The organism is Brevundimonas sp. ABV4_179 (genome assembly GCF_056311945.1).
The window spans coordinates 1,361,106-1,381,442 of sequence record NZ_CM149976.1; the positions used below are offsets into that span (position 1 = coordinate 1,361,106).

27 protein-coding genes and 1 pseudogene are annotated in these 20,337 nt (G+C 70.1%); 23 read left to right on the forward strand and 5 right to left on the reverse strand.

The window, feature by feature from the left end; genetic code table 11:
* The first annotated feature begins 26 nt into the window (after nucleotides 1-26).
* Nucleotides 27-605, forward strand: coding sequence for a TetR/AcrR family transcriptional regulator (locus ACYX4P_RS06560; RefSeq protein ID WP_045810458.1), 579 nt, complete (start codon nucleotides 27-29; stop codon nucleotides 603-605).
* Nucleotides 602-940 carry a DMT family transporter gene (locus ACYX4P_RS06565; RefSeq protein ID WP_045810457.1) on the forward strand — a complete coding sequence of 113 codons (339 nt, stop codon included), beginning with the start codon at nucleotides 602-604 and terminating at the stop codon, nucleotides 938-940. The genes ACYX4P_RS06560 and ACYX4P_RS06565 overlap by 4 nt, the downstream gene beginning before the upstream one ends.
* A 95-nt stretch (nucleotides 941-1,035) precedes the next feature.
* Here the strand turns inward: ACYX4P_RS06565 and ACYX4P_RS06570 are convergent.
* Nucleotides 1,036-1,266, reverse strand: a pseudogene (locus ACYX4P_RS06570) (endonuclease domain-containing protein); the annotation flags it as partial.
* A 102-nt stretch (nucleotides 1,267-1,368) separates the two neighbouring features.
* Here ACYX4P_RS06570 and ACYX4P_RS06575 point away from each other — a divergent pair.
* The 9 genes from ACYX4P_RS06575 (at nucleotide 1,369) to ACYX4P_RS06615 (ending at nucleotide 8,229) form a co-directional block, all read left to right on the forward strand.
* Nucleotides 1,369-1,830 (forward strand): YcgN family cysteine cluster protein, encoded by a 462-nt coding sequence (locus tag ACYX4P_RS06575; protein ID WP_248117676.1) that lies wholly within the window; start codon nucleotides 1,369-1,371, stop codon nucleotides 1,828-1,830.
* A gap of 23 nt (nucleotides 1,831-1,853) precedes the next feature.
* Nucleotides 1,854-2,393 carry a hypothetical protein gene (locus tag ACYX4P_RS06580; protein WP_248117674.1) on the forward strand — a complete coding sequence of 180 codons (540 nt, stop codon included), beginning with the start codon at nucleotides 1,854-1,856 and terminating at the stop codon, nucleotides 2,391-2,393.
* Entirely contained in the window at nucleotides 2,281-3,531 is a 1,251-nt protein-coding gene (locus tag ACYX4P_RS06585) for a DNA-packaging protein (RefSeq protein ID WP_292074565.1), read from the forward strand. Before ACYX4P_RS06580 ends, ACYX4P_RS06585 begins: the two co-directional genes overlap by 113 nt.
* A 162-nt stretch (nucleotides 3,532-3,693) precedes the next feature.
* Nucleotides 3,694-3,981 (forward strand): spike base protein, RCAP_Rcc01079 family, encoded by a 288-nt coding sequence (locus tag ACYX4P_RS06590; protein WP_292048302.1) that lies wholly within the window; start codon nucleotides 3,694-3,696, stop codon nucleotides 3,979-3,981.
* On the forward strand, nucleotides 3,981-5,108 hold the full coding sequence (locus ACYX4P_RS06595; RefSeq protein WP_314136459.1) for an SGNH/GDSL hydrolase family protein: 1,128 nt from the start codon (nucleotides 3,981-3,983) through the stop codon (nucleotides 5,106-5,108). Before ACYX4P_RS06590 ends, ACYX4P_RS06595 begins: the two co-directional genes overlap by 1 nt.
* A gap of 38 nt (nucleotides 5,109-5,146) precedes the next feature.
* Nucleotides 5,147-6,217, forward strand: a complete 1,071-nt coding sequence (locus ACYX4P_RS06600) for an acyltransferase family protein (protein WP_292048316.1) — start codon at nucleotides 5,147-5,149, stop codon at nucleotides 6,215-6,217.
* A gap of 151 nt (nucleotides 6,218-6,368) precedes the next feature.
* The gene (locus ACYX4P_RS06605; RefSeq protein ID WP_292048326.1) at nucleotides 6,369-7,541 is read left to right on the forward strand and encodes a phage portal protein; all 1,173 of its coding nucleotides are present in this window, start codon (nucleotides 6,369-6,371) and stop codon (nucleotides 7,539-7,541) included.
* A complete protein-coding gene (locus ACYX4P_RS06610; protein ID WP_292048334.1) occupies nucleotides 7,538-7,771 on the forward strand; it encodes a hypothetical protein in 234 nt (77 codons plus the stop codon). Before ACYX4P_RS06605 ends, ACYX4P_RS06610 begins: the two co-directional genes overlap by 4 nt.
* Before the next feature lie 14 nt (nucleotides 7,772-7,785).
* On the forward strand, nucleotides 7,786-8,229 hold the full coding sequence (locus tag ACYX4P_RS06615; protein ID WP_292048340.1) for an HK97 family phage prohead protease: 444 nt from the start codon (nucleotides 7,786-7,788) through the stop codon (nucleotides 8,227-8,229).
* Nucleotides 8,230-8,448: 219 nt separating this feature from the next.
* Here ACYX4P_RS06615 and ACYX4P_RS06620 read toward each other — a convergent pair whose 3' ends face one another.
* Nucleotides 8,449-9,252, reverse strand: coding sequence for a hypothetical protein (locus ACYX4P_RS06620; protein WP_312571733.1), 804 nt, complete (start codon nucleotides 9,250-9,252; stop codon nucleotides 8,449-8,451).
* Nucleotides 9,253-9,341: 89 nt separating this feature from the next.
* Here ACYX4P_RS06620 and ACYX4P_RS06625 point away from each other — a divergent pair, with 89 nt between their 5' ends.
* The 8 genes from ACYX4P_RS06625 to ACYX4P_RS06660 all read left to right on the forward strand — a co-directional run bounded on the left by ACYX4P_RS06625 (nucleotide 9,342) and on the right by ACYX4P_RS06660 (nucleotide 13,096).
* Nucleotides 9,342-10,568 carry a phage major capsid protein gene (locus ACYX4P_RS06625; protein WP_292048352.1) on the forward strand — a complete coding sequence of 409 codons (1,227 nt, stop codon included), beginning with the start codon at nucleotides 9,342-9,344 and terminating at the stop codon, nucleotides 10,566-10,568.
* A gap of 171 nt (nucleotides 10,569-10,739) precedes the next feature.
* Nucleotides 10,740-11,006, forward strand: coding sequence for a head-tail connector protein (locus ACYX4P_RS06630; RefSeq protein ID WP_292048358.1), 267 nt, complete (start codon nucleotides 10,740-10,742; stop codon nucleotides 11,004-11,006).
* Entirely contained in the window at nucleotides 11,003-11,299 is a 297-nt protein-coding gene (locus tag ACYX4P_RS06635; RefSeq protein ID WP_292048362.1) for a head-tail adaptor protein, read from the forward strand. The genes ACYX4P_RS06630 and ACYX4P_RS06635 overlap by 4 nt, the downstream gene beginning before the upstream one ends.
* On the forward strand, nucleotides 11,296-11,709 hold the full coding sequence (locus ACYX4P_RS06640) for a DUF3168 domain-containing protein (protein ID WP_292048367.1): 414 nt from the start codon (nucleotides 11,296-11,298) through the stop codon (nucleotides 11,707-11,709). Before ACYX4P_RS06635 ends, ACYX4P_RS06640 begins: the two co-directional genes overlap by 4 nt.
* Entirely contained in the window at nucleotides 11,706-12,116 is a 411-nt protein-coding gene (locus ACYX4P_RS06645; RefSeq protein ID WP_292048371.1) for a phage major tail protein, TP901-1 family, read from the forward strand. The genes ACYX4P_RS06640 and ACYX4P_RS06645 overlap by 4 nt, the downstream gene beginning before the upstream one ends.
* Nucleotides 12,116-12,400: a GTA-gp10 family protein gene (locus ACYX4P_RS06650; protein WP_292048372.1), complete on the forward strand. Its 285-nt coding sequence runs from the start codon at nucleotides 12,116-12,118 to the stop codon at nucleotides 12,398-12,400. The genes ACYX4P_RS06645 and ACYX4P_RS06650 overlap by 1 nt, the downstream gene beginning before the upstream one ends.
* Nucleotides 12,397-12,573: a phage tail assembly chaperone gene (locus tag ACYX4P_RS06655; RefSeq protein ID WP_292074568.1), complete on the forward strand. Its 177-nt coding sequence runs from the start codon at nucleotides 12,397-12,399 to the stop codon at nucleotides 12,571-12,573. Before ACYX4P_RS06650 ends, ACYX4P_RS06655 begins: the two co-directional genes overlap by 4 nt.
* Nucleotides 12,563-13,096: a phage tail tape measure protein gene (locus tag ACYX4P_RS06660; RefSeq protein ID WP_292074571.1), complete on the forward strand. Its 534-nt coding sequence runs from the start codon at nucleotides 12,563-12,565 to the stop codon at nucleotides 13,094-13,096. The genes ACYX4P_RS06655 and ACYX4P_RS06660 overlap by 11 nt, the downstream gene beginning before the upstream one ends.
* A gap of 103 nt (nucleotides 13,097-13,199) precedes the next feature.
* On the opposite strand, the gene ACYX4P_RS06665 is transcribed toward ACYX4P_RS06660, so the two are convergent.
* From ACYX4P_RS06665 to ACYX4P_RS06675, 3 genes are all read right to left on the reverse strand, one after another.
* Complete coding sequence (locus tag ACYX4P_RS06665) at nucleotides 13,200-13,907, reverse strand: DUF805 domain-containing protein (protein ID WP_292074575.1); 708 nt, start codon at nucleotides 13,905-13,907, stop codon at nucleotides 13,200-13,202.
* Between the two features lie 112 nt (nucleotides 13,908-14,019).
* Complete coding sequence (locus ACYX4P_RS06670) at nucleotides 14,020-14,142, reverse strand: hypothetical protein (RefSeq protein ID WP_292046011.1); 123 nt, start codon at nucleotides 14,140-14,142, stop codon at nucleotides 14,020-14,022.
* Nucleotides 14,143-14,144: 2 nt separating this feature from the next.
* Nucleotides 14,145-14,648 carry a DUF805 domain-containing protein gene (locus tag ACYX4P_RS06675; RefSeq protein WP_292046010.1) on the reverse strand — a complete coding sequence of 168 codons (504 nt, stop codon included), beginning with the start codon at nucleotides 14,646-14,648 and terminating at the stop codon, nucleotides 14,145-14,147.
* Between the two features lie 84 nt (nucleotides 14,649-14,732).
* On the opposite strand from ACYX4P_RS06675, the gene ACYX4P_RS06680 reads away from it, so the two are divergent.
* Genes ACYX4P_RS06680 through ACYX4P_RS06695 form a run of 4 tightly spaced genes read left to right on the forward strand, consistent with a single transcriptional unit; the run spans nucleotide 14,733 to nucleotide 20,287 of the window.
* The gene (locus ACYX4P_RS06680) at nucleotides 14,733-15,347 is read left to right on the forward strand and encodes a DUF2460 domain-containing protein (RefSeq protein ID WP_292046009.1); all 615 of its coding nucleotides are present in this window, start codon (nucleotides 14,733-14,735) and stop codon (nucleotides 15,345-15,347) included.
* 32 nt (nucleotides 15,348-15,379) lie between these two features.
* Nucleotides 15,380-16,066: a baseplate hub domain-containing protein gene (locus ACYX4P_RS06685; protein WP_292046007.1), complete on the forward strand. Its 687-nt coding sequence runs from the start codon at nucleotides 15,380-15,382 to the stop codon at nucleotides 16,064-16,066.
* Nucleotides 16,063-16,551: an NlpC/P60 family protein gene (locus ACYX4P_RS06690; protein ID WP_312571741.1), complete on the forward strand. Its 489-nt coding sequence runs from the start codon at nucleotides 16,063-16,065 to the stop codon at nucleotides 16,549-16,551. The genes ACYX4P_RS06685 and ACYX4P_RS06690 overlap by 4 nt, the downstream gene beginning before the upstream one ends.
* 4 nt (nucleotides 16,552-16,555) lie before the next feature.
* On the forward strand, nucleotides 16,556-20,287 hold the full coding sequence (locus tag ACYX4P_RS06695; protein ID WP_476070229.1) for a baseplate multidomain protein megatron: 3,732 nt from the start codon (nucleotides 16,556-16,558) through the stop codon (nucleotides 20,285-20,287).
* Nucleotides 20,288-20,337 lie beyond the last annotated feature (50 nt).

Genomic DNA, 20,337 nt, shown 5'->3' on the forward strand with positions numbered 1-20,337 from the left:
TACCGTCCGGTTGGTATGTAGTCGAAATGGACACGATCACACGCCGCCGCGCGCCCGACGACACCCGGGCCGAAATCATCGAAAAGGCGCTGGAGGTGGCGGCTGAACTGGGGGCGTCGGGCTTTACCCTGGATGCGGTGGCGGGTCGCACGACGGTCAGCAAGGGCGCCCTGCTGCACCATTTTCCCAGCAAGATCGCGCTGCTGGAAGGAATGATCGATCATTTGGGACAGATGCACCGGGACATGATCCTGGCCGAGGCCGCGCGCGATCCCGAACCCTATGGCCGCAATGCGCGGGCCTATCTGAGGGCGACGGTGAACGAGCCGGTGACGCCGCAGAACATCAGCATCGGGCGGGTGATCCTGGCGGCCTGCGCCATCGATCCAACCTTGTCGCAACGCTGGAACGGCTGGATCGACCAGGTGAAGAACGACGATCCCAGCGATCCGGTCGGGGCCGACGACGCCCTGATGCTGAGGCTGATCGCGGACGGGCTGTGGATGTCGGATCAGTTCGGCACGCACCGGGTTTCGCCCGAGCAGAGACAGGCGCTGCTGTCGCTGCTGACGCCTGGTCATCCGATCACGGCCAATGACGCATGAGCTCCGTCACCTGGGCCGCGCTGCTGGGCGCCATCGGGCTGGAGGTGGCGGGGACCAGTTTGCTGCAGGCCTCTGACCAGTTCACGCGGGCCTGGCCCACGGCGGGAATGGCGGTCTGTTACGGCCTGGCCTTCTACCTGCTGTCCATCGCGTTGAGGCAGATGCCGGTGGGGATCGCCTATGCGATCTGGAGCGGGCTGGGGGTGGTGCTGATCTCGGTGATCGGGGCGGTGGTTTTTCGCCAGAGGCTGGACCCGCCGGCCATCGCGGGCCTGGCGATGATCGTCGGCGGGGTGGTGGTGATCAACCTGTTCTCCAGAACCGTGGGGCATTGAAACGATCCTCCCCTGCGAAGCGGGGGAGGGGGACCGCGCAGGACATCGGTCGCGGCGATTCGGACGGTGCGGACGCCGCGTTCGGCGAGATAGGCGTCGCGGCGGCTGTCGTAGGCAGGATCGTGGTGCTGTCCGTCGATCTTGATGCACAGCCGATCCCTGGCGCGATAGAAGTCCAGGATGAAGGCGTCGAAAGCGTGCTGACGGCGAAAGCCGTGGCCGCGGATACGCTGCCAAATCAAGACTTCCGGCAAAGACATCGCCCGACGGAGACTTCTGGCGCGTTTTTGGGTAAGGACCGGCGCTCTCATGGAGTGCATCACCATCACAAGCTGCGCCTTTGGCAAGGGAATGCGTCGCGCGTCGTTCGGCCTTCGCCCCCTCCACCCCTTCGGGGTCCCCCTCCCCCGCAAGCGGGGGAGGAGCTGATGGCGGCCTACTGGGAAACCAAGACCCTGGACGAGATGTCGCCTTCCGAGTGGGAGGCGTTGTGCGATGGGTGCGGCCTTTGCTGCGTGATCCGGTTCGAGGACGAGGATACGGGCGAGGTCATTCCGACGCGGGTGCACTGCAAGCTGTTCGATTCGAAGGCCTGTTCCTGCTCGGACTATGCGAACCGCAAGGCCCAGGTGCCGGACTGCATCAAGCTGACGCCCGGCAATATCGAGGCGCTGGCGTGGATGCCCAAGTCCTGCGCCTATCGCCGGCTGCACGAGGGGCGGACGCTGGCGAAATGGCATCACCTGATCTCGGGCAGTCGTGAGACGGTGCATACGGCCGGGGTGTCGGTGCGGGGACAGACGATTTCGGAGCTGTCGCTGGCCGAGCCGGAGGATGCGCTGGACTTCGAGGCGCCGGAATGGGCGGTCGAGCGTGGGCGCGAGCGATAGGGAAGCACCCCCTAGCCAGCGCAATGTCGCTGGTTGAAATCGATATAAAACAAATCGTTGGCGAATTATGTAGGCGTTCTTCCGGCCTGAGGACGCTGGTGCGCTATGGTTTGGGCATGGCGGGAAATCGGGATGACGACGAGGGCGGCGGGGACGGCGCTCGCAAAACGGCTGCGTCCTGCGCCGGCTGGATGGAGCCGCTGTTCCTGAAGATGAAGGCCAAGATCGAAGAGGCGACCGAGAGCGTCTGCAAGACGGAGGTCACAGAGTCCGGAGCGGCCGAAAAGGTCGCGCGCCAGATCGGCGTGATCGCGCGCTCGGCCAAGGCGGTCGAGGCGATGCGGCTGCTGTGCCTGAGCGACAACGAAGAGGACGAGATGGGTGGACGGACCTACGATCCCGCAGACGACGAGCGAATCCGACAGGAACTGCTGGTCGAGCACGCGCGGCTTGATCGGATTCTGGAAGAAAAGAACGCCGAGGCTGCTGAAAGAGCACGGGCTAAGGCTGCATCGCAGCCACTGTCGGATCGCCAAGCATCAGTGTCCGCCGACGGACGATGACCTGCGGACCTGGCTGCTGCTGGGCGGGCGAGGGTCGGGCAAGACCTTCGCCGGGTCGGTCTGGATCGACATCATGGCGCGCGAACTGCCCGGCATCACGCTGGGGCTGGTCGGCCCCGCCCTGCACGATGTGCGCGAGGTGATGGTGGAGGGGGCGTCGGGGATCAAGGCGCTGGCGGAGCCGGGTGACCGGCCGCGCTGGGAGGCGGGGCGGCGTCGGCTGGTGTGGGACAATCAATCGGCCGCCTATGCGTTTTCGGCCGAAGACCCCGACAGTCTGAGAGGGCCGCAGTTCCACGCGGCCTGGGCCGATGAATTCTGCGCCTGGCGGCGGCCGGATCTGGTGCTGTCGAACCTGAGGTTCGGGTTGCGGCTGGGGACCGAACCGCTGCTGGCGGTGACGACGACGCCCCGGCCGATCCCGGCGCTGCGCAAGCTGATGGCCGAGAGCGGGACGGTGACGGAGCGGGCCGAGACGGCGCTGAACGCGCACAATCTGTCGCCGGGGTTCCTGGCCCATCTGAACGATGTCTATGGCGGCACGCGACTGGCGGCGCAGGAGCTGGAGGGGCTGGTGGTCGAGGGCGAGGGGGCCTTGTTCGCCATCGAAGAGTTGAAGCGGGCCAGGGGGGCGCGGCCGCCCGAACTGGACCGGGTGGTGGTGGCGGTCGATCCGCCGGCGACGGCGCGGGGCGACGCCTGCGGCGTGGTGGTGGTCGGGCGACGGGACGGGAAAGCCTTCGTCCTGGCCGACCGGACGGTCAGGGGGCGCTCGCCCAGCGGCTGGGCCGCCGTGGTCTGTCAGGCGGCGCGCGAATTCGGGGCGCACGAGGTGATCGCCGAGGGCAATCAGGGCGGCGACATGGTGCGCGCGGTCCTGGGGGCCAGCGACTGTCCAGCCAAGATCGAAATGGTCCACGCTGCACGCTCAAAGGCCGCGCGGGCCGAGCCTGTGGCGCTGCTGTACGAACAGGGGCGGGTGATCCACTGCGAAGCCTTTTCGGCCCTGGAGGAGGAGATGCTGGCCCTGGGGTCCGAAGGCGGACCCAGCCCCGACCGGGCCGACGCCCTGGTGTGGGGGATCACGCGGCTGATGCTGGAGGCGCGCTCGGCCGGGCCGAGGGTGCGCGGGCTTTAGCGGGTCACGACCCGTCATTCCGGCGTGTTCGAAGGACGAAATCGGCACCCCGGGCGCTTTTGAAAAGGCCGGGGTCAGCGCCGAGAAGCGGCCCAGGCTTCCGGGTTCCGCACGGGGCGCAGCCCGGAATGACGACCGCATTTATTGCATAGGAGAGACGATATGCCGGCCATTCCCGAGCGGGACGGATTGCTGAACCATGGGCGCGAGGCCGCAGGGCCGGCCAGGCGCGCGGCGGCGGTGACGCCCAGCGATGCGGCGGACCTGAACGCCTACGCCAAGGCGCTGTATGTCGGGGCGGCGGGCAATGTCCGCGTACTGACGGTCGGCGCCGAGGATGGCGAGGCCGTGACCTTCGCCAACCATCCGGTCGGATGGCTGCCGGTGCAGGTGCGCCGGGTGCTGGCGACCGGGACGACGGCCGGCCAGATCGTGGGGGCGTTCGACTGATGCCGGGTTTGGGGGTCGGGGCGACGTCGGCGGCGCCGGGCGGTGTGCTGGGTCGTCCGCGGTTCGCCGTGCCGGACCTGCCGGCCTGGTCCGCAGCGGTTCGGACCATGCAGGCGGGCGGACGCGAGGCGCGGCTGCTGTGCATCGGCGACAGCGTCACGCAAGGGTTCGGCGGAGCCGCCGGCGGCTGGACGCCCAATGCAAGGGCCGGCGCCTGGCCCGAACGGCTGGCGGCCCTGATCGCCGGGCGAGGGCTGCCGGCGTCGGCGGCGTCCGTAGCGGGCGCGGGCGCGGCGGATGGGGCGAGCGGCGGCTATCCGGCCTATGATCCGCGTGTGGGCCTGGGCGGCGGGTGGAGCGTCAATACGCTGGCCGGGCTGGGCGGCAAGCTGTTTTCCGGCGCTGCGGGTTCGACCGGCGGATGGAGTTTCCAGCCCGACGGGCCGGTCGATCGGTTCGACCTGTGGGCGGTGACGAACACGGCGCTGGGCGTCCTGACGATCGAGACGGACGGGGGTGTGCGGGCCACGGTCAGTACGACCAAGGCGGCGGCGATGGAGGCGACGACCGTCGCCTTTCCCCAGACCAGCGGGCCGGTGACGGTGCGCTGGGCCTCGGGCGGGGCGGTGTTCGTGGCGGGCGGCGTCGCCTGGCGGTCGGACGCGAAGCGGGCGCGGGTGATCAACGCCGGCTGGGGCGGGTCGAAGGTTTCGGACTGGATCACCACGGACCAGCCATACCGCGCCTATGGCGCGCTGCCGGTCGCGGCGCCGGACCTGACGGTGATTGGTCTGACGATCAACGACTGGAATGCGGGGACGGCGCCGGCGACCTATAAGGCGCAGCTGGGGGCGCTGGTCGACCGGGCGGCGGCGACGGGAGATGTGCTGCTGATGACCGGCTGTCCGTCCGATCCGGCCCAGGGCAAGGCGCCCTATGCGACGCAAGATGCGATCCACGACGCGGTGTTCGAGGTGGCGGCGGCTAAGGGGCTGGCCGCGCCCATCGACGGGGCGGCACTTTTCGGCGGGGCGTTCGCCGGCGGCCTGATGTTCGATGCGGTCCATCCCAATGCGGCGGGTCAGGCGCGGATCGCCGAGGCCGTGCGCGCGCGGGTGATGATCTGAGATTGTCCATCCGTCGCGCTGGGTGATAGGCGTGGCGGATGGGGGAGCGGTTTTACGGGGTGCAGGCGCTGCGGTTCGCGGCGGCGACGGCGGTGGTCGCGGCCCATGCCGTGGACCTGGCGGGGAAGCGGCTGGGCCTGGAGACGCTGGCCGGCGACGGGCCGCTGGCGGATTTCGGCGCCGTGGGCGTGGACCTGTTCTTCGTCATCAGCGGCTTTGTGATCGCCACGACCACGCGGGGGCGGTCAGGTCTGGCGGCGGCGGGCGAGTTCCTGTGGCGGCGGTGTCGCCGGGTGGCGCCGATCTATTGGCTGGTGTCCTTGCCGATTCTGATCGGGATGGCGCGGGGCGGGACGCTGAGCGCTGAGGTGGCGGCGGCGACCTTTCTGTTCTGGCCGTTCAGCGGACTAGAGATGACGTTTCCGGCGCTGGGGCCGGGATGGACCCTGTGTTTCGAGATGCTGTTCTACGCCGCTTTCGGCCTGAGCCTGGCGGGCGGTCGGCGGGTCGGATGGGGGCTGGCGGGGGCCTATGCGGTTCTGATCGTCGGCGGATTTTTCGCAGCGGCGCCGGTGCTGAGGTTCTGGGGCGCGCCGATCATTCTGGAGTTTCTGTTGGGCGTCGTGATCGCCCGGACGTGGCGGTCGGCGCCGCGATGGGCCGGGCCGTGGGCGATGGGCCTGGGGCTGGCCGGCCTGGGGCTGACGCTGGCGTTCGGATATGGGCGGATCGACGGGGTGGAGGCGCTGAACGATCCGGCGACGGGGATGGCGCGGGTCCTGATCTGGGGGCTGCCCAGCGCGTTGGTGGTGTTCGGCGCGGTGCGGTTGGAGCGGCTGGACCGGGCGCCGGGAGGGCTGGGCCGAGCGGCGGCCTTCATGGGGGATGCGTCCTATTCGATCTATCTGATCCATGTGTTGGTCATCCGCGGGCTGGGGCGGCTTTTCGAGACCGGGATGGTCGCCCTGGCGGGGGATGCGGTGGTGGTGCTGACGGTCGCGGCGAGTTTGGCGGCGGGGGCGGTCGTCCACGTCTGGATCGAGCGGCCGTTGTTGACGGTGATGACGCCCTCTCCCGCTGCGAGAGGGCTTGAGCGTCCGAGAGCGTAGCGATCGGTCAACGCGACCCGAAGGGCGGCGCGAAGCAGCCAAAGGGTGAGGGTCGCGCTCATGCGAACTGGCCCGCCAGCCGACCCTCATCCGGCTCTTCGAGCCACCTTCTCCCACTGGGAGAAGGGACGGGAATTCTTGGGAGATTGCGATGGTTTCGATCCGATGGCCGTTCGGTCAGGCGGGGCGCAGGGGTGCGCCTGAGGCGAAGGAGAGCCGGGCGGGCGGGGTGATCGCCCTGTCTGGCGCAGGGCGGCCGCGCTGGACGCCCAACGACTACGCCAGCCTGGCGCGCGAGGGCTATCAGAAGAACGCCGTGGCCTATCGCTGCATCCGCATGATCGCCGAGGCGGCGGCGGCGGCGCCGTTCGCGGTGTTTGTGGAGGGGATGCGCGACGACGCACACCCGCTGGCCAAGCTGATCCGGCGGCCCAATCCCGAACAGTCGGGGGCGGAGTTGATGGAGGCGGTCTATGGGGCGCTGCAGGTGTCGGGCAACGCCTATGTCGAGGCGACCGGCGATGCGGACGGGGACGGGGCGCCGGACGAGCTGTGGGCGCTGCGGTCGGACCGGGTGAAGGTGGTTCCCGGCCGGTCGGGCTGGCCCGAGGCGTGGGACTATTCCGTCGATGGGCGTTCGGTTCGGATCGGGCGGGCGGCGGACGGCTGGGCGCCGGTTATGCACCTGAAGCTGTGGCACCCGCTGGACGACTGGTACGGGCTGTCGCCGCTGGAGGCGGCGGCGCAAGGGGTGGATGCGCACAATGCGGCGGGCGCCTGGAACAAGGCCCTGCTGGACAATGCGGCGCGGCCGTCAGGGGCGCTGGTCTACGGCGCGCGCAACGGCGAGCGGCTGACGGACGGGCAGTTCGAGGCGCTGAAGGATCAACTTGCAGGTGTTTATGCCGGGGCGACGAACGCCGGGCGGCCGATCCTGCTGGAGGGCGGGATGGACTGGAAACCGCTGAGCCTGACGCCGGCGGAGATGGATTTCACGGCGGGCAAACACGCGGCGGCGCGCGAGATCGCCCTGGCCTTCGGGGTTCCGCCGCAGCTCTTGGGCATACCGGGCGATGCGACCTACGCCAACTATCGCGAGGCCAATGCGGCCTTCTGGCGACAGACGGTGATCCCGCTGGTGCGGAAGGCGGCCGGGGCGATGACGGGCTGGCTGGGCGAGCGGTTCGTGGGGTGCGAGATCCGCGCGGACCTGGATGCGGTCTCGGCCCTGCAGCCCGAGCGGGATGCGCTGTGGGCGCGGCTGGATGGCGCCAGTTTCCTGACGGAGGAGGAACGCAGACGGATGGCGGGGTTGGAGGGATGACCGAACATCAAATCCGGCGCGTGCCGACCGCCCTGCTGATCGCGGTGGTCGTGCAGACGGTGGGCGGCCTGGTCTGGGCCGGGGGCGCGGCGGCGCGGATCGCGACGTTGGAGCAGCGGGTCGGGGAGCAGCGGCTGGTCGCCGAACGTCTGGCGCGGCTGGAGACGCAGGGCGAGGCGACGGCGGCGGCCGTGGAGCGGATCGAGCGGCGGTTGGAGGGCGGTTCGTGAGTGGTGAATCGGGGGTGAGTAATAGCGCGCAGTCACGGCTCACGAGTCACCCTTCACACCTTCGGATCGAAGGCTACGCCTCCCTGTGGGGCGTGGCGGACCTGAACGGGGACGTGGTTCAGGCGGGGGCGTTCGCCGAAAGTCTGGCCCGAACCGGCGCCGGGGGCGTGCGGATGCTGAACCAGCATGATGCGCGGGCGCCGGTGGGGGTGTGGGATGAAATGATTGAGGACTGGCGCGGCCTGTTCGTGCGGGGGCGGATCGAAGACTGGTCGGCCGAGGCGCGCTTCGCCGGGGCGCTGAGCCGGGCGGGGGCGCTGGACGGTCTGTCGATCGGCTATCGCACCGCGCGGGCGCGGCGTCAGGGACGGTTGAGGGTGCTGAGCGGCGTGGACCTGTGGGAGGTGTCGTTGGTGACGTTTCCCATGCTGCCGGGCGCGCGGTTCAGCGTGGCTTGAGGGTCGAGAAACAGATCGCGAGCGATAACGACCGGAGGTGCGTCCGTGGTCTCTCCGCGATGCTGACCGGCGATGACGCGCACCGCGACGGGGCGCCCATCGTCCGAGCGTCTGGGATGAAAGAACAGTCCGAACATGGCGACCTCCCGGCATCAGCTTGACGTGGGAAGCGAACGCGGGTCTGCAAGTGTCGAACGGCGTGTTCCGACAACTGCCGGTTCAGCGTGGCTTGAGGGCCTCAAATGCTCCGTTGCGGTCCAGGCGGTCGGCGAGGTCGGCCATCTTGGCGCGGCCCTTGGGACTGTGGATGTAGCGGAGCGCCCAGACGGCGACGATCAGGGCGAAGAACCAACCTGTGTGCAGGGCCATCCTGGTGAACAAAACGGCCAGCAGAATGAGGACGTAGGCGCCGAAATAGACCAGTGCCAGCTTGCCGCCGCGCGAGACGGCGGGGTTGGAGACGCCGGCGAGCATCTCCGCCACGCTGGGCGGGGCGGCGGCGACGGGCAGGGCGTGGTCCGCCGGTTTCGGCACTGGGGTCTTGATCGGGATTTGAGGGCGCGGCTGGGCCGGCGCCGCCGGTCGAGCGGCGGCTTTCGGTCGGGAGACGACCGCCTCGGGCGCGCGGCGGGCGGGGCGGTAGAGGACGGACTGACCGCGCTCGTCGATGGTGAAGATTTCGCCGAAGGGCGTGTTGGAGAAGTCGATGGCGCGGGTGTCCTGGCCGTAGCTCTGGCCGTGCAGGGCCGTCAGCCGGCCCTGGCGCAACTCGATCTGGAAGCCGATGGGATCGGGCAGGTCCGCCACCGTCGCATGGACCGTGCCGAACAGGCCGGTGGCGTCGGGGTTGGCCGTGCGACGGTTCGCGTCGACCAGGAACTGGGAATAGAGGCCGGCGCCCGTGTTGCGGCGCAGGCCAGGCGAACTGGACGCCGCCTGGGCGGCCAGATCGGGCACGCTGTCGCCCATCTGCCAGGCCATGGCCTCCATGACGGCGCTTTCAAGAGGCGTCAGGTGGGACATTAGGCGATGTCTCGAACGACAAAATTATCAAGAAGGCGGTTCACGCCTCGACCCTAACCGCAACGCGCGGTTCTTCAACCGGAGAGATCATGAAAGAGACCAAACAGGCGTCGGGCCAGCCCGAGGCGCGCGATGTCGTGCGCGAGATGATGACGGCGTTCGAGGCGTTCAAAGGGGCGAACGACGCCCGGCTGGACGAGATCGAGAAGAAGGCGGCGGCCGATGTGCTGCTGGAGGAGAAGGTGGCGCGCATCGATCAGGCGGTGGCGGCGGCCCAGGCGAGGCTGGATCGGGCGATGAGCCAGAGCCGGCGTCCGGTGATTGGCGGCGAGCCCGCCGAGCCGACTTCTGCGCCCGAGGCCAAGGCGGCGTGGGACGGCTATCTGAAGACGGGCCAGTCTGGCGCGCTGGAGGTCAAGGCGGGTCTGTCCGGCGGCGCGACCTCGGGCGGCTATGTCGTGCCGTACGAGACCGAGCGCGCCATCGAGCGGCGTCTGATGGCGGCGTCGCCGATGCGCGAGATCGCCACGGTGCGGACCGTGGCGGCGGGCGTGTTCCGAAAGCCGGTGTCGACGGCGGGCGTGGCCTCGGGCTGGGTGGCGGAAACCGCCGCGCGACCGGAGACGGACCCGGCGACCCTGGCCCTGCTGGAGTTTCCGTCGGCCGATCTGTACGCCAATCCCGCGGCGACCCAGGCCCTGCTGGACGACGCCATGGTCGATCTGGACGAATGGCTGGCCGCCGAGGTCGAGGACGCCTTTGCGGCCCAGGAGACGGCCGCCTTCGTCAATGGCGACGGGGTGAACAAGCCGAAGGGCTTCCTGGCCTATCCGACCGTGGCGGATGCCGGTCAGACCTGGGGGCAGATCGGCTATGTGGCGTCGGGCGCGGCGGGTGGCTTCGCGACGTCCAATCCGGCGGATCGGCTGATCGACCTGATCTATGCGCCCAAGGCCCAGTATCGTCCGAACGGGCGGTTCGTGATGAACCGCAAGACGGTCTCGGCCGTGCGCAAGTTCAAGGATGCGGACGGGAACTACATCTGGCAGCCGGCGACGCGGCTGGGTGAGACGGCGTCGCTGCTGGGCTATCCGGTGACCGAGATCGAGACCATGCCCGATGTGGCGGCCAACAGCCTGTCGATCGCGTTCGGGGATTTCCAGCGGGGCTATCTGATCGTGGACCGGGCGGGGGTGCGGGTGCTGCGCGATCCCTATTCGGCCAAGCCCTATGTGCTGTTCTACACGACCAAGCGCGTGGGCGGCGGGGTGCAGAACTTCGACGCTTTGAAAGTCATGAAGTTCAGCGCGAGCTGATTTGATCGTCTCCTCCCTGCGGAGCGGGGAGGTGGCGCGGCGCGTCTTCGCACCGTGACGGAGGGGCTCTGACCGCGCGAGCTGTGCGATGGAAAGAGCCCCTCCACCCCTTCGTGGTCCCCCTCCCCATTGCATGGGGAGGAGACGTGATTTCTGACAATGGAGATTGCCATGGCGCAACCGGTGACGGCGGCGGAGGCGAAGCTGTTTCTGCGGGTCGAGCATGAGGCCGAGGACGGGCTGATCCAGACCTTGATCGAGGCGGCGCGGGCGCGGGTGGAGGCGGATGTGGGGTTGAGCCTGACGTCCACCTCGCCCGCGCCGCTTAGGCTGGCGATCCTGATGCTGGTGCTGCGGGCCTATGAGCGGGGCGATCCCGACATGGCGGTGGAGCCGGTCGAGGCGTGGATCGCGCCCTATCGCGTGGTGCGGCTGTGAGTGTGCTGACGGGGCTGTTTCAGCCGGTGGAGGCCGAGACGCCGTACGGCGGGCGCAGCGTGACGTTCCAGCCGCTGGGATCGGTCTGGCTGAACGCCGGGACGCGGCGACGGGTCGAGCGCGGCGAGGGCGATCAGCGCCGGTCGGCCGAGACGATGCGGGCCGGGACACGGGCCGATCCGAGGCTGGCGGTCGGACGGGTGCTGCGGTTCGGCGGGGCGGACTGGACGATCCGGCTGATCGCCGAACCGCGGCCCGGACGGGTCGAACTGGAGCTGGAGCGGACGCGATGACGGATCACGAAGGCGCGCTGCAGAAGGCGATGGTGGCGGCGCTGAAGGCGGATCCGGCGCTGTCGGCCCTGATCCAGGGGCGGGTTTACGACCAGGCGCCGGAAGGGGCGCTGTGTCCCTATCTGGCGCTGGGGCGGTGCGAGAGCCGGCCGGTGGCGGCGGACGGGGGCGGAGTGGAGCAGCGGTTGACCCTGACCGGCGTGTCGCGCTTCGCCGGATCGGAAGAGGCCAAGGCGATGGCGGCGGCGATGCGGGCCTGCCTGCACGAGACGACGTTGGAGGCCGACGGCGTGCGGACGGCGACCCTGAGAGCGACCTTCGCCGATGTCTTTCCGGCCGGGGACGGGCGGCGGACCTATGCGGTGGTGCGGCTGAGGGCGGTGACTGAGGAAGTGGGAGAAGGTGGATGACGGCACAGGCCGGCAAGGACATGCTGCTGAAAATCGAGGGCGCGCCCGGCGCGTTCACGACAGTGGCGGGGTTGAGGGCGCGGACGATTTCGCTGAACGCCAAGACGGTGGACGCGACGGACGGCGACAGCGCCGGGCGGTGGCGCGAGCTGCTGGCGGGGGCGGGCGTGAAGTCGGCGGCGGTATCGGGGCAGGGCATCTTCCGCGATGCGGCGTCGGACGCCTTGGTGCGCGAAGCCTTCTTCGATCAGGCGGCGAAGCGGTGGCGGCTGATCGTGCCGGACTTCGGCGTGCTGGAGGGGCCGTTCCTGGTCGCGGCGCTGGAATATGCGGGCGAGCATGAGGGCGAGGCGACGTTCGCCCTGAGCCTGGCCAGCGCAGGCGCCATCGGCTTCAGCGTGATCTGATGGCGGCGAACGGGGCGAGGGGCGAGGTCGAGGTGGTTCTGGCCGGCGAACGGCGTCGGGTCTGCCTGACGCTGGGGGCGCTGGCGGAGATCGAGACAGGGCTGGGCGTCGATGGGATGGCGGCCGTCGCCGAGCGGATGAAGACGCTGTCGGCGCGCGATCTGATGGTGGTCTTGGCGGCGGTGTTGCGCGGGGGCGGGGAGACGGCGCCGGATGTGGCGGGCGTTGATCCGCGCGAGGCGGCGGTCGCGGTGGCGCAGGCGTTTGCGGCCGCCGCACGATGACGCCCTGGGGCGAGATGCTGGGGCTGGCGGCAGGATTGGGCGTGGCGCCGGAGGCGTTCTGGCGGCTGTCGCTGAAGGAATGGTGGATGCTGACGCAAACGGCGCGTGGGACGGCGCCGCTGGGGCGCGAAGGGCTGGCGCGATTGATGGAGGTTTGGCCGGATGGCGGATGAGTTCGGGCGGGACGGGATCGATCAGGTCGCGATCAAGGCCGCCGAGGCCGGGGCGGCGCTGGAGGCGCTGAAGGCGCCGGCGAGGGAGGCGGCTGACGCTATCCAGGACGCCTTCGGACGGGCGGGCGACAGCCTGACGCGGTCGCTGGCGCGGGCGGCGGCGGACGGGGAAGTGTCGCTGGCCGAACTGGCGCGGACGATGCTGAATGCGGTCAATGCGGCGGCGGGGGCGCAGGGCGGCCCGGGCGGCGGACTGAGCAGGGCGATCCAGGCGGCCATGTCCAGTTTCGGCGGGGCGAGGGCGGACGGCGGGCCGGTGCTGGGCGGCGGCGCCTATCTGGTCGGCGAGCGCGGGCCGGAGGTGTTTCGGCCGGCGACGGGCGGCGAGATCGGGCCGGTTTCCGGCGGTGGGGTGACGGTCAATGTGGCGGTGGACGGCGGGGCGCCGGCCCTGCTGCGGTCCGAGGCGCAGATCGCCCAGATGCTGGCGCGTGCGGTGAGCTTGGGCGCGCGGCGGATGTGATGACGGGTGAAAGGTGAATGGTGAATCGTGATTGGGGATGCGGCGTTGGCAAGTGCGCCGCCTTCCGCTCACGATTCAGGCATCACCATTCACCCGTGCTAGCTCACTCGCCCTTGGGGTTCGGGCCGAAGCGGTTTTCGCCCTTCTGGCTGTCGACCAGACCGATCCACAGCAGGAAGGCCAGGCCCAACAGGCCGGCGATGGCGAACAGGCCGAAGGCCGGGCCCATCAGAGCGAAGACGGCGGCGGGATTGCCCTCGTAATAGTCTTCCGAATAGCCGTTCGCGACGGCTGCGGCGATGACCATGGCGAAGCCGGCGGCGAAGGCGATGACCGAGCCGACCCAGGGGATGGCGATCAGCCAACCGGTCTTGCCCATGTCGTGCAGGCGCTTCACCGAAAGGGCCAGGTTCGGCCAGATCAGGACGACGCCCAACAGATTGATGATCGGAATCCAGCTGATGACGATGTTGACGCCGAACAGGATCAGCCAGCCGATCCAGAAGTGCGAGCGGCGCAGGCGGCCTTCGAACGACAGCATGGCGGACTGGAAGTCGAAGCCCGAGCCTGGCGCGCCCACGGCGGCCGAGGCGGCGTAGCCCCCGGCCACGCCGGTGGCGGTGGGGGCGCCGGCCAGGATCAGGATCTGGGTGGCGACGGCGCCTTCGGGCACGAAGTCGACGCGCACGCCGGCGGCGGGCACGGCGGGCGACTGAAGCGCGTCGGAGGTGAAGTCGTAACGCGCGCCGTCGTCGCCGCTGATCAGACCGGCGCCGGTGACGGCGTCGTAGCTGAGAATTTCACCGCGCACGGAGGTCTCCTTGATTGTCGCCGCCGAGCGGCAGTTTGCGAACATCGCCGGACGACGTGCGCCGGGAAAGACTGGAAGGTCAAGCTTGGCGAAGGGTTCCTGAGAATTTCTCTCAAAGCCGGATTTGACCCATGCCTTTCGGCGGCGCGCCGTGGAGGTTCACGCACGGCTGAGACGGCAGCAGACTGACGATGAAGACGAACAGGCCGCCCACATAGGGAATGAGGCCGATCATGATCATCCAGCCGCTGAAACCGACGTCGTGAAATCGGCGGATTGTGACGCAAACCCCGGAATGATAAGGCCGAAATAGACCAGGGCGACGATGCAGATCCAGGCGACGGCCCAGATTTCGATGCCTGTCCCCGCGTCGGCGTCGGCGATGGCCAGGCCGACGATCGGGATGAACGAGAGCATCAGGATCAGGAACTGAAACAGAGCGAAGGACCAGTATTCCTTGCGCCGGGCGCGGCCCTCGCCCTCGATATAGAAGTCGGTGACGCAGCGGACGAAATAGCCCCACAGGCCGAGGTCCGGCTCGGGCGCATGGAGGGCGGGCGGCAAGGGCCCCTCGCGCAGCACCATCAGGCTGACAGCCCGGTCGTCCTGAACGACGAAATCAACGCGGCGACCGGGTTCGAGATCGGCGGTCGTCGATGTGAAGGCGTAGCGCAGAAGGTCGTCGCCGCTGATCAGGCCATCGCCGGTCAACGGATCGTAGCTGAGGATTTCGCCGCGCAAGGTCTGGGGTCCCGAGAGGGCGGCCCGAGCGCCGCCGCCAAGGATTGGACCGGGAAGGCGGCGTTGCACAACAGGAGAGTGACCATGGGCGCCTTTCACGAGGTGCGGCTGCCGGCGCGACTGGCGTTCGGCTCGACCGGCGGGGTGGAGCGTCGGACGGAGATCACGACGCTGGCGTCGGGGTTCGAGCGGCGGTCGACGCCGTGGGCGCTGGGGCGCAGGCGGTATCTGATCGGGGCGAACCTGAGATCGCTGGACGACATGGCGGAATTGACCGCCTTCTTCGAGGCGCGGCGGGGGCGGCTTTACGGATTTCGGTTCAGGGATTTCGCCGACTTCAAATCATGCGCGCCGGGCGGGACGCCGGCGCCCGAAGACCAGGCGCTGGGCGTGGGGGATGGGGCGCGGACCCGCTTCGACCTGGCCAAGGCCTATGGCGACGTGGCGCGGGCGATCACCAAGCCGGTCGCGGGGTCGGTGCGCGTCGCCGTCGGCGGGGTCGAGACCACGGCGTTCACGGTCGATGTCGCGACGGGACGGGTGACGCTGGCGAGCGCGCCGGGGGCGAGGGCGCCGGTGACGGCGGGCTTTGTATTCGACACGCCGGTCCGGTTCGACACGGACCGGATCGAGACGACGCTGGAGAGTTTCGAGGCCGGGCGGATGGCGGCCGTTCCGCTGATCGAGGTGCGGGTCTGAGGCTCGCCGCTGACCACTGAGCGAAAGCGAACATGAGACACATACCGGAAGATTTGGCCGCCCGCGTCGAGAGCGGGGCGGCGACGCTTTGTCATGTGTGGCGACTGAGGCGCGCGGACGGCGCAACGATGGGGTTCACCGATCACGACCGCGATCTGGTGGTGGACGGGGTGGTCTGTCGCGCCGCCAGCGGCTGGACGGCGGGGGCAGGCGAGAGCGCCGTGGGGCTGGCGGCCGGATCCGTATCGGCGGCGGGGGCGCTGGACGATGCGGCGATCACCGAGGCGGACGTGGCGGCGGGACTGTACGACCAGGCGTCGGTCGAGCTGTGGCGCGTGGACTGGACGCAGACGACGCTGAAGGTGCGGCTGTGGGTCGGAACGCTGGCGCGGATCAGGCGCGAGAACGCCCTTGAGGGCTATCGTCCTTCGAACGGCCTGAGCGCAGGGACGTTCGTCGCCGAGCTTGAGGGGCCGCTGGCCAGGCTGGAGCGGGTGGTCGGGCGGACCTATGGGCGGATGTGCGACGCGCGGCTGGGGGACCAGCGGTGCGGGGTCGCGGAGGCGGCGGGGCGGGTCTGCGACAAGCGGTGGGACACCTGCGTCGGGACGTTTGCGAACGGCGTCAACTTTCGCGGCTTCCCCGATGTGCCGGGCGACGATTTCCTGACGGCCTATCCGGCGGGCGGCGCGCGGAACGACGGCGGGAGCCGGCGGTGAGGGGCGGCGCTGAGGTCGCCGCCGCCCGGTCGTGGCTGGGGACGCCCTATCGCCATCAGGCCAGCGTGAAGGGCGTGGGCGCGGACTGTCTGGGGCTGGTGCGCGGGGTGTGGCGCGAGGTGGTGGGCGAGGAGCCCGAAGCGATCCCGGCCTATTCGGCGGACTGGGCCGAGACGGGCGGGCGCGAGACGCTGCTGGAAGCGGCGGGGCGGTGGCTGAGGCCGGCGGCGATCGACGAGATGCGGGCGGGCGACGTGCTTCTGTTTCGGATGTCGCCGGGGGCGGCGGCGAAGCATTGCGCCATCCTGAGCGACGCCGGCGGCCCGGAGCCGAAGATGATCCACGCCTACTGGGGGCGGGCGGTGGTCGAAAGCTGGATGGGGGCGTGGTGGCGAAGGCGGCTGGTCGCCGTGTTCCGCTTTCCTGTTCCCGGTTCGGCGTCGGCGGCGTGCGCCGCCTCGTTGACCGAGGATGAGGGAGTTTAAAAGCATGGCGCAAGTCGTACTGAGCGCGGTCGGGCAGCAGGTCGGGGGCGGGATCGGCCGGGTGATCGGAGCGACCATCGGCCGGGCGATCGACAATCGCGTGGTCGGATCGCTGGGGCCGGCGCGTCAGATCGGGCCGCGCATCGAGACGCTGAAGGTGCAGGGGACGGCGGAGGGATCGCCGATGGCCTGCGTCTTTGGTCGGGCGCGGGTGACAGGCCAGGTGATCTGGGCCGCGCGGTTCCTGGAAGGCAAGACCAAGGGGCGGGCGGGCAAGGGCGGGCCCAAGACGGTCGACTACACCTATTCCCTGAGCTTCGCCGTGGCCCTGTGCGAGGGCGAGATCGACGGGATCGGCCGGGTCTGGGCCGATGGGCGGCCGATGGACATGAACGGCGTCGTCATGCGCGTGCATCGCGGAGGCGAGGACCAGACGCCCGATCCGCTGATCGAGGCGGTGGAAGGCGCTTCTCAAGCCGGATCCACAGGCGGATCCGGTGGGGCGCCCGCCTATCGCGGCACAGCCTATGTGGTGTTCGAGGACCTGCCGCTGGGGCCGTTCGGGGACCGTGTTCCGCAACTGAGCTTCGAGGTGTTTCGGCGACCCAGGGGGGCGGCGCCCCGGTTGGAGGATTTGCTGGAAGGCGTGTGTCTGATCCCCGGCGCGGGGGAGTTCGCCCTGGCGACCGAGGCTGTGCTGCGCCGCGAGGGGCTGACGCGGACGACGGCGGAGAATGTGCACAACGGCGAGGGGCGGGCGGACCTGCTGGCATCGCTGGATCAGCTTCAGGCGCAACTGCCGAACCTGAAGCGGGTCAGTCTGGTGGTCGGCTGGTTCGGCAGCGATCCGAGAGCGGGGGAATGCCGGGTGCGCCCAGGCGTGGAGCGACGCGACAAGCCGACCGAGCCGCACGCCTGGTCGGTGGCGGGGCTGGCGCGCGAGGACGCCTATGTCGTCAGCCAGGTGGGCGGGACGCCGGCCTATGGCGGGACGCCGTCGGACGACAGCGTGCGTCAGGCGATCCGGGAGCTGAAGGCGCGGGGGCTGGAGGTGACGCTGTATCCGTTCGTCTTCATGGACTGCCCCGGATATCCGTGGCGGGGGCGCGTGGCGGGCCAGGACGGCGCCGGAGCGACGGCCGAGATGGCGGCGCTGTTCGGCGGGGTCGATGACTGGGGTTTGCGACGGATGGCGCTGCACTATGCGCGGATCGCTGCGGAGGAGGGGGCGGACGGCCTGCTGATCGGCTCTGAGATGCGGGGCGTGACCGGGACGCGGGATGCGGACGGGGGCTTTCCGGCGGTTCGGCAGTTCCGGGCGCTGGCGGCGGAATGCAGGGCGGTGGTCGGGGCGGGGGTCAAGCTGTCCTATGCGGCCGACTGGAGCGAATACTTCGGATGGCAGCGGGGCGGGGAGGTGGTGTTCCATCTGGATCCGCTGTGGGCCGATCCGAACATCGATTACGTCGCGATCGACTGGTATCCGCCGCTGAGCGACTGGCGCGCGGGCGAGGGCGGGGTGGATGCGGGCGCTTGGACGGGGGCGGCGGACGCGGCCTATCTGGCGGCTGGCGTCGCGGGCGGCGACGGGTTCGACTGGTTCTACGCCAGCGATGCGGATCGGGCGGCGCAGGCAAGGACGCCCATCGTCGATGGGGCGCATGGCGAAGACTGGGTGTTTCGGCCCAAGGACCTGATGGGGTGGTGGTCGAACTGGCGCCATGATCGGCCGGGCGGGGTCCGAAGCGCGACGCCCACGTCCTGGGTTCCGGGAATGAAGCCGATCCGGCTGTCGGAGTTCGGCTGCGCGGCGGTGGACCGGGGCGGCAATGCGCCGAACCTGTTCCAGGACCCCAAGAGCCGCGAGAGCCAGCTGCCGCCGGCCTCGACCGGCGTGCGCGACGATGGGGTGCAGAGGGCGGCGCTGGAGGCGGTGCTGAGGCATTTCGGCAAGGCTGAGAACAATCCGACATCGGCGGTCTATGGCGGGCGGATGCTGGAGGCGGCGGACGCCTGGTGCTGGGACGCCAGGCCCTATCCGGCGTTTCCGGCGCGGGCCGACGTCTGGGCCGACGCAGGGGCGTGGCGGGCCGGACACTGGCTGAATGGACGGCTGGCGGGCGATGGCTGCGACCTGATCGCGGCGGTGCTGGCGCGGGGCGGCCTGGGGCCGGACGAAATGTCGGTCGAGGGCGTCCAAGGGGCGGCGGCCGGCTATGTCATCGACCGGCCGATGCGGACGCGCGACGCGCTGGAGCCGCTGCTCGCCGCCTTCGATGCGGTGGCGGCGGAACGGGCCGGGCGGGTCGCGGTCAGGGGGCGGGGGCCGGTAGAGGGCGAACTGACGGCCGATGCGCTGGCCCTGCCCGAGCGCGGCGCATCGGTCAGCGCGACCAGGACGCTTGAGGCGCGGCCTTCGACAGCGCGGGTGCGCTACATCGACGAGACGGCGGACTATCAGACCGGGGCGGTGGTGGTGCGGTCCGACGACGCGGAAGCAACCGGGGGCGGGGTGGACCTGGATTTGCCGGTGGCGTGCGGCGGCGGCCTGGCCATGGCGGCGGCGCAGGACGTGCTGGCGGGGGGCGGCTTGGAGGCCGTGACCGTGGCGCTGGGGCCGCTGGAGGCGATGCAATTGGAGCCGGGGGACGTGCTGCGGCTGGAGGGGCGGGCCGGCGACTGGCGGGTGGTGCGGACGACGGCGGACGAGACGCCCTCTGCCGAGTTGGAGCCGGTGACGGACCGGGCCCAACAGGAGGACGATGGCGGCTGGCGCGGCGGCGAGGCGCCGACGGTGGTCGGGGCGCCTTTCCTGAAACTGCTGGACCTGCCGCCGCTGATGGGGATGGAGGACGACGGGCGGCCCCTGGTCGCGGCGGCGGCGGACCCCTGGCGGGCGATGCGGCTGCACGCCGGCGCAAACGCCGATGTCCTGACGCCGCGCGCCGACATGGAGGCGTCGGCCATGGTGGGGACGCTGGCTCAGGCGCTGGCGCCTGGCGTGCGTCATCGTTGGGACGCGGCCAATGCGGTGGTCGTGCGGATCGAAGGCGGGGAGCCGGAAAGCGCGGTGGAGACGGCGGTGCTGGGTGGGGCCAACGCCCTGGCGGTCGAGACGGCGGCGGGGTGGGAGGTGATCCAGTATCTATCCGCCGCCCTGGTCGGGCCGGGAACGTGGAGGCTGACGAACCTGCTGCGGGCGCAGCAGGGAACCGAGGTCGAGATGCGAGCCGGAGCGCCGCAAGGGGCGACGGCGGTTTTTCTGGATGGTCGGCTTGCGCGGGCCGAGATCGGGCGAAACGAGCGGGGGCTGCCGTTGGTCTGTCGCGCAGGACCGGCGGGCGCGGCGCCGGGCGGCGGCGGGTTTCGGGAGATCGACTTCGCCCCGGGGGGCGTCCATGCGCGGCCGTGGTCGCCGCGCGCTCCGGCGGTCGAGGCGACCGAGGCTGGGCGGATCGTGCGCTGGACGCCGCGCGTGCGCCTTTATGGCGACGGCTGGGACGGGGAGCCGGCCGAGGTCGATCCGCTGCGGTTCCGGGTCAGGGTGCTGGACGGCGACGTTGTGGTGAGGAGGTTCGAGGTGGAGGGGAGCAGCCTGCTGTATCCGGCGGCGGCGTTCGCGGCGGACTTTCCGCAGGGGGCCGGGAGCGAGGCCCGGATCGCCGTCGCGCAATGGGGCGGTGGCTTTGGCTGGGGCGTGGAGGCGTCGGTCGCGCTGGAAATCGGGCCCCTCTGACGAAATATGACGGACCCGGCCCTTTGCGGAGGCGGGGGCATGGCTTAACT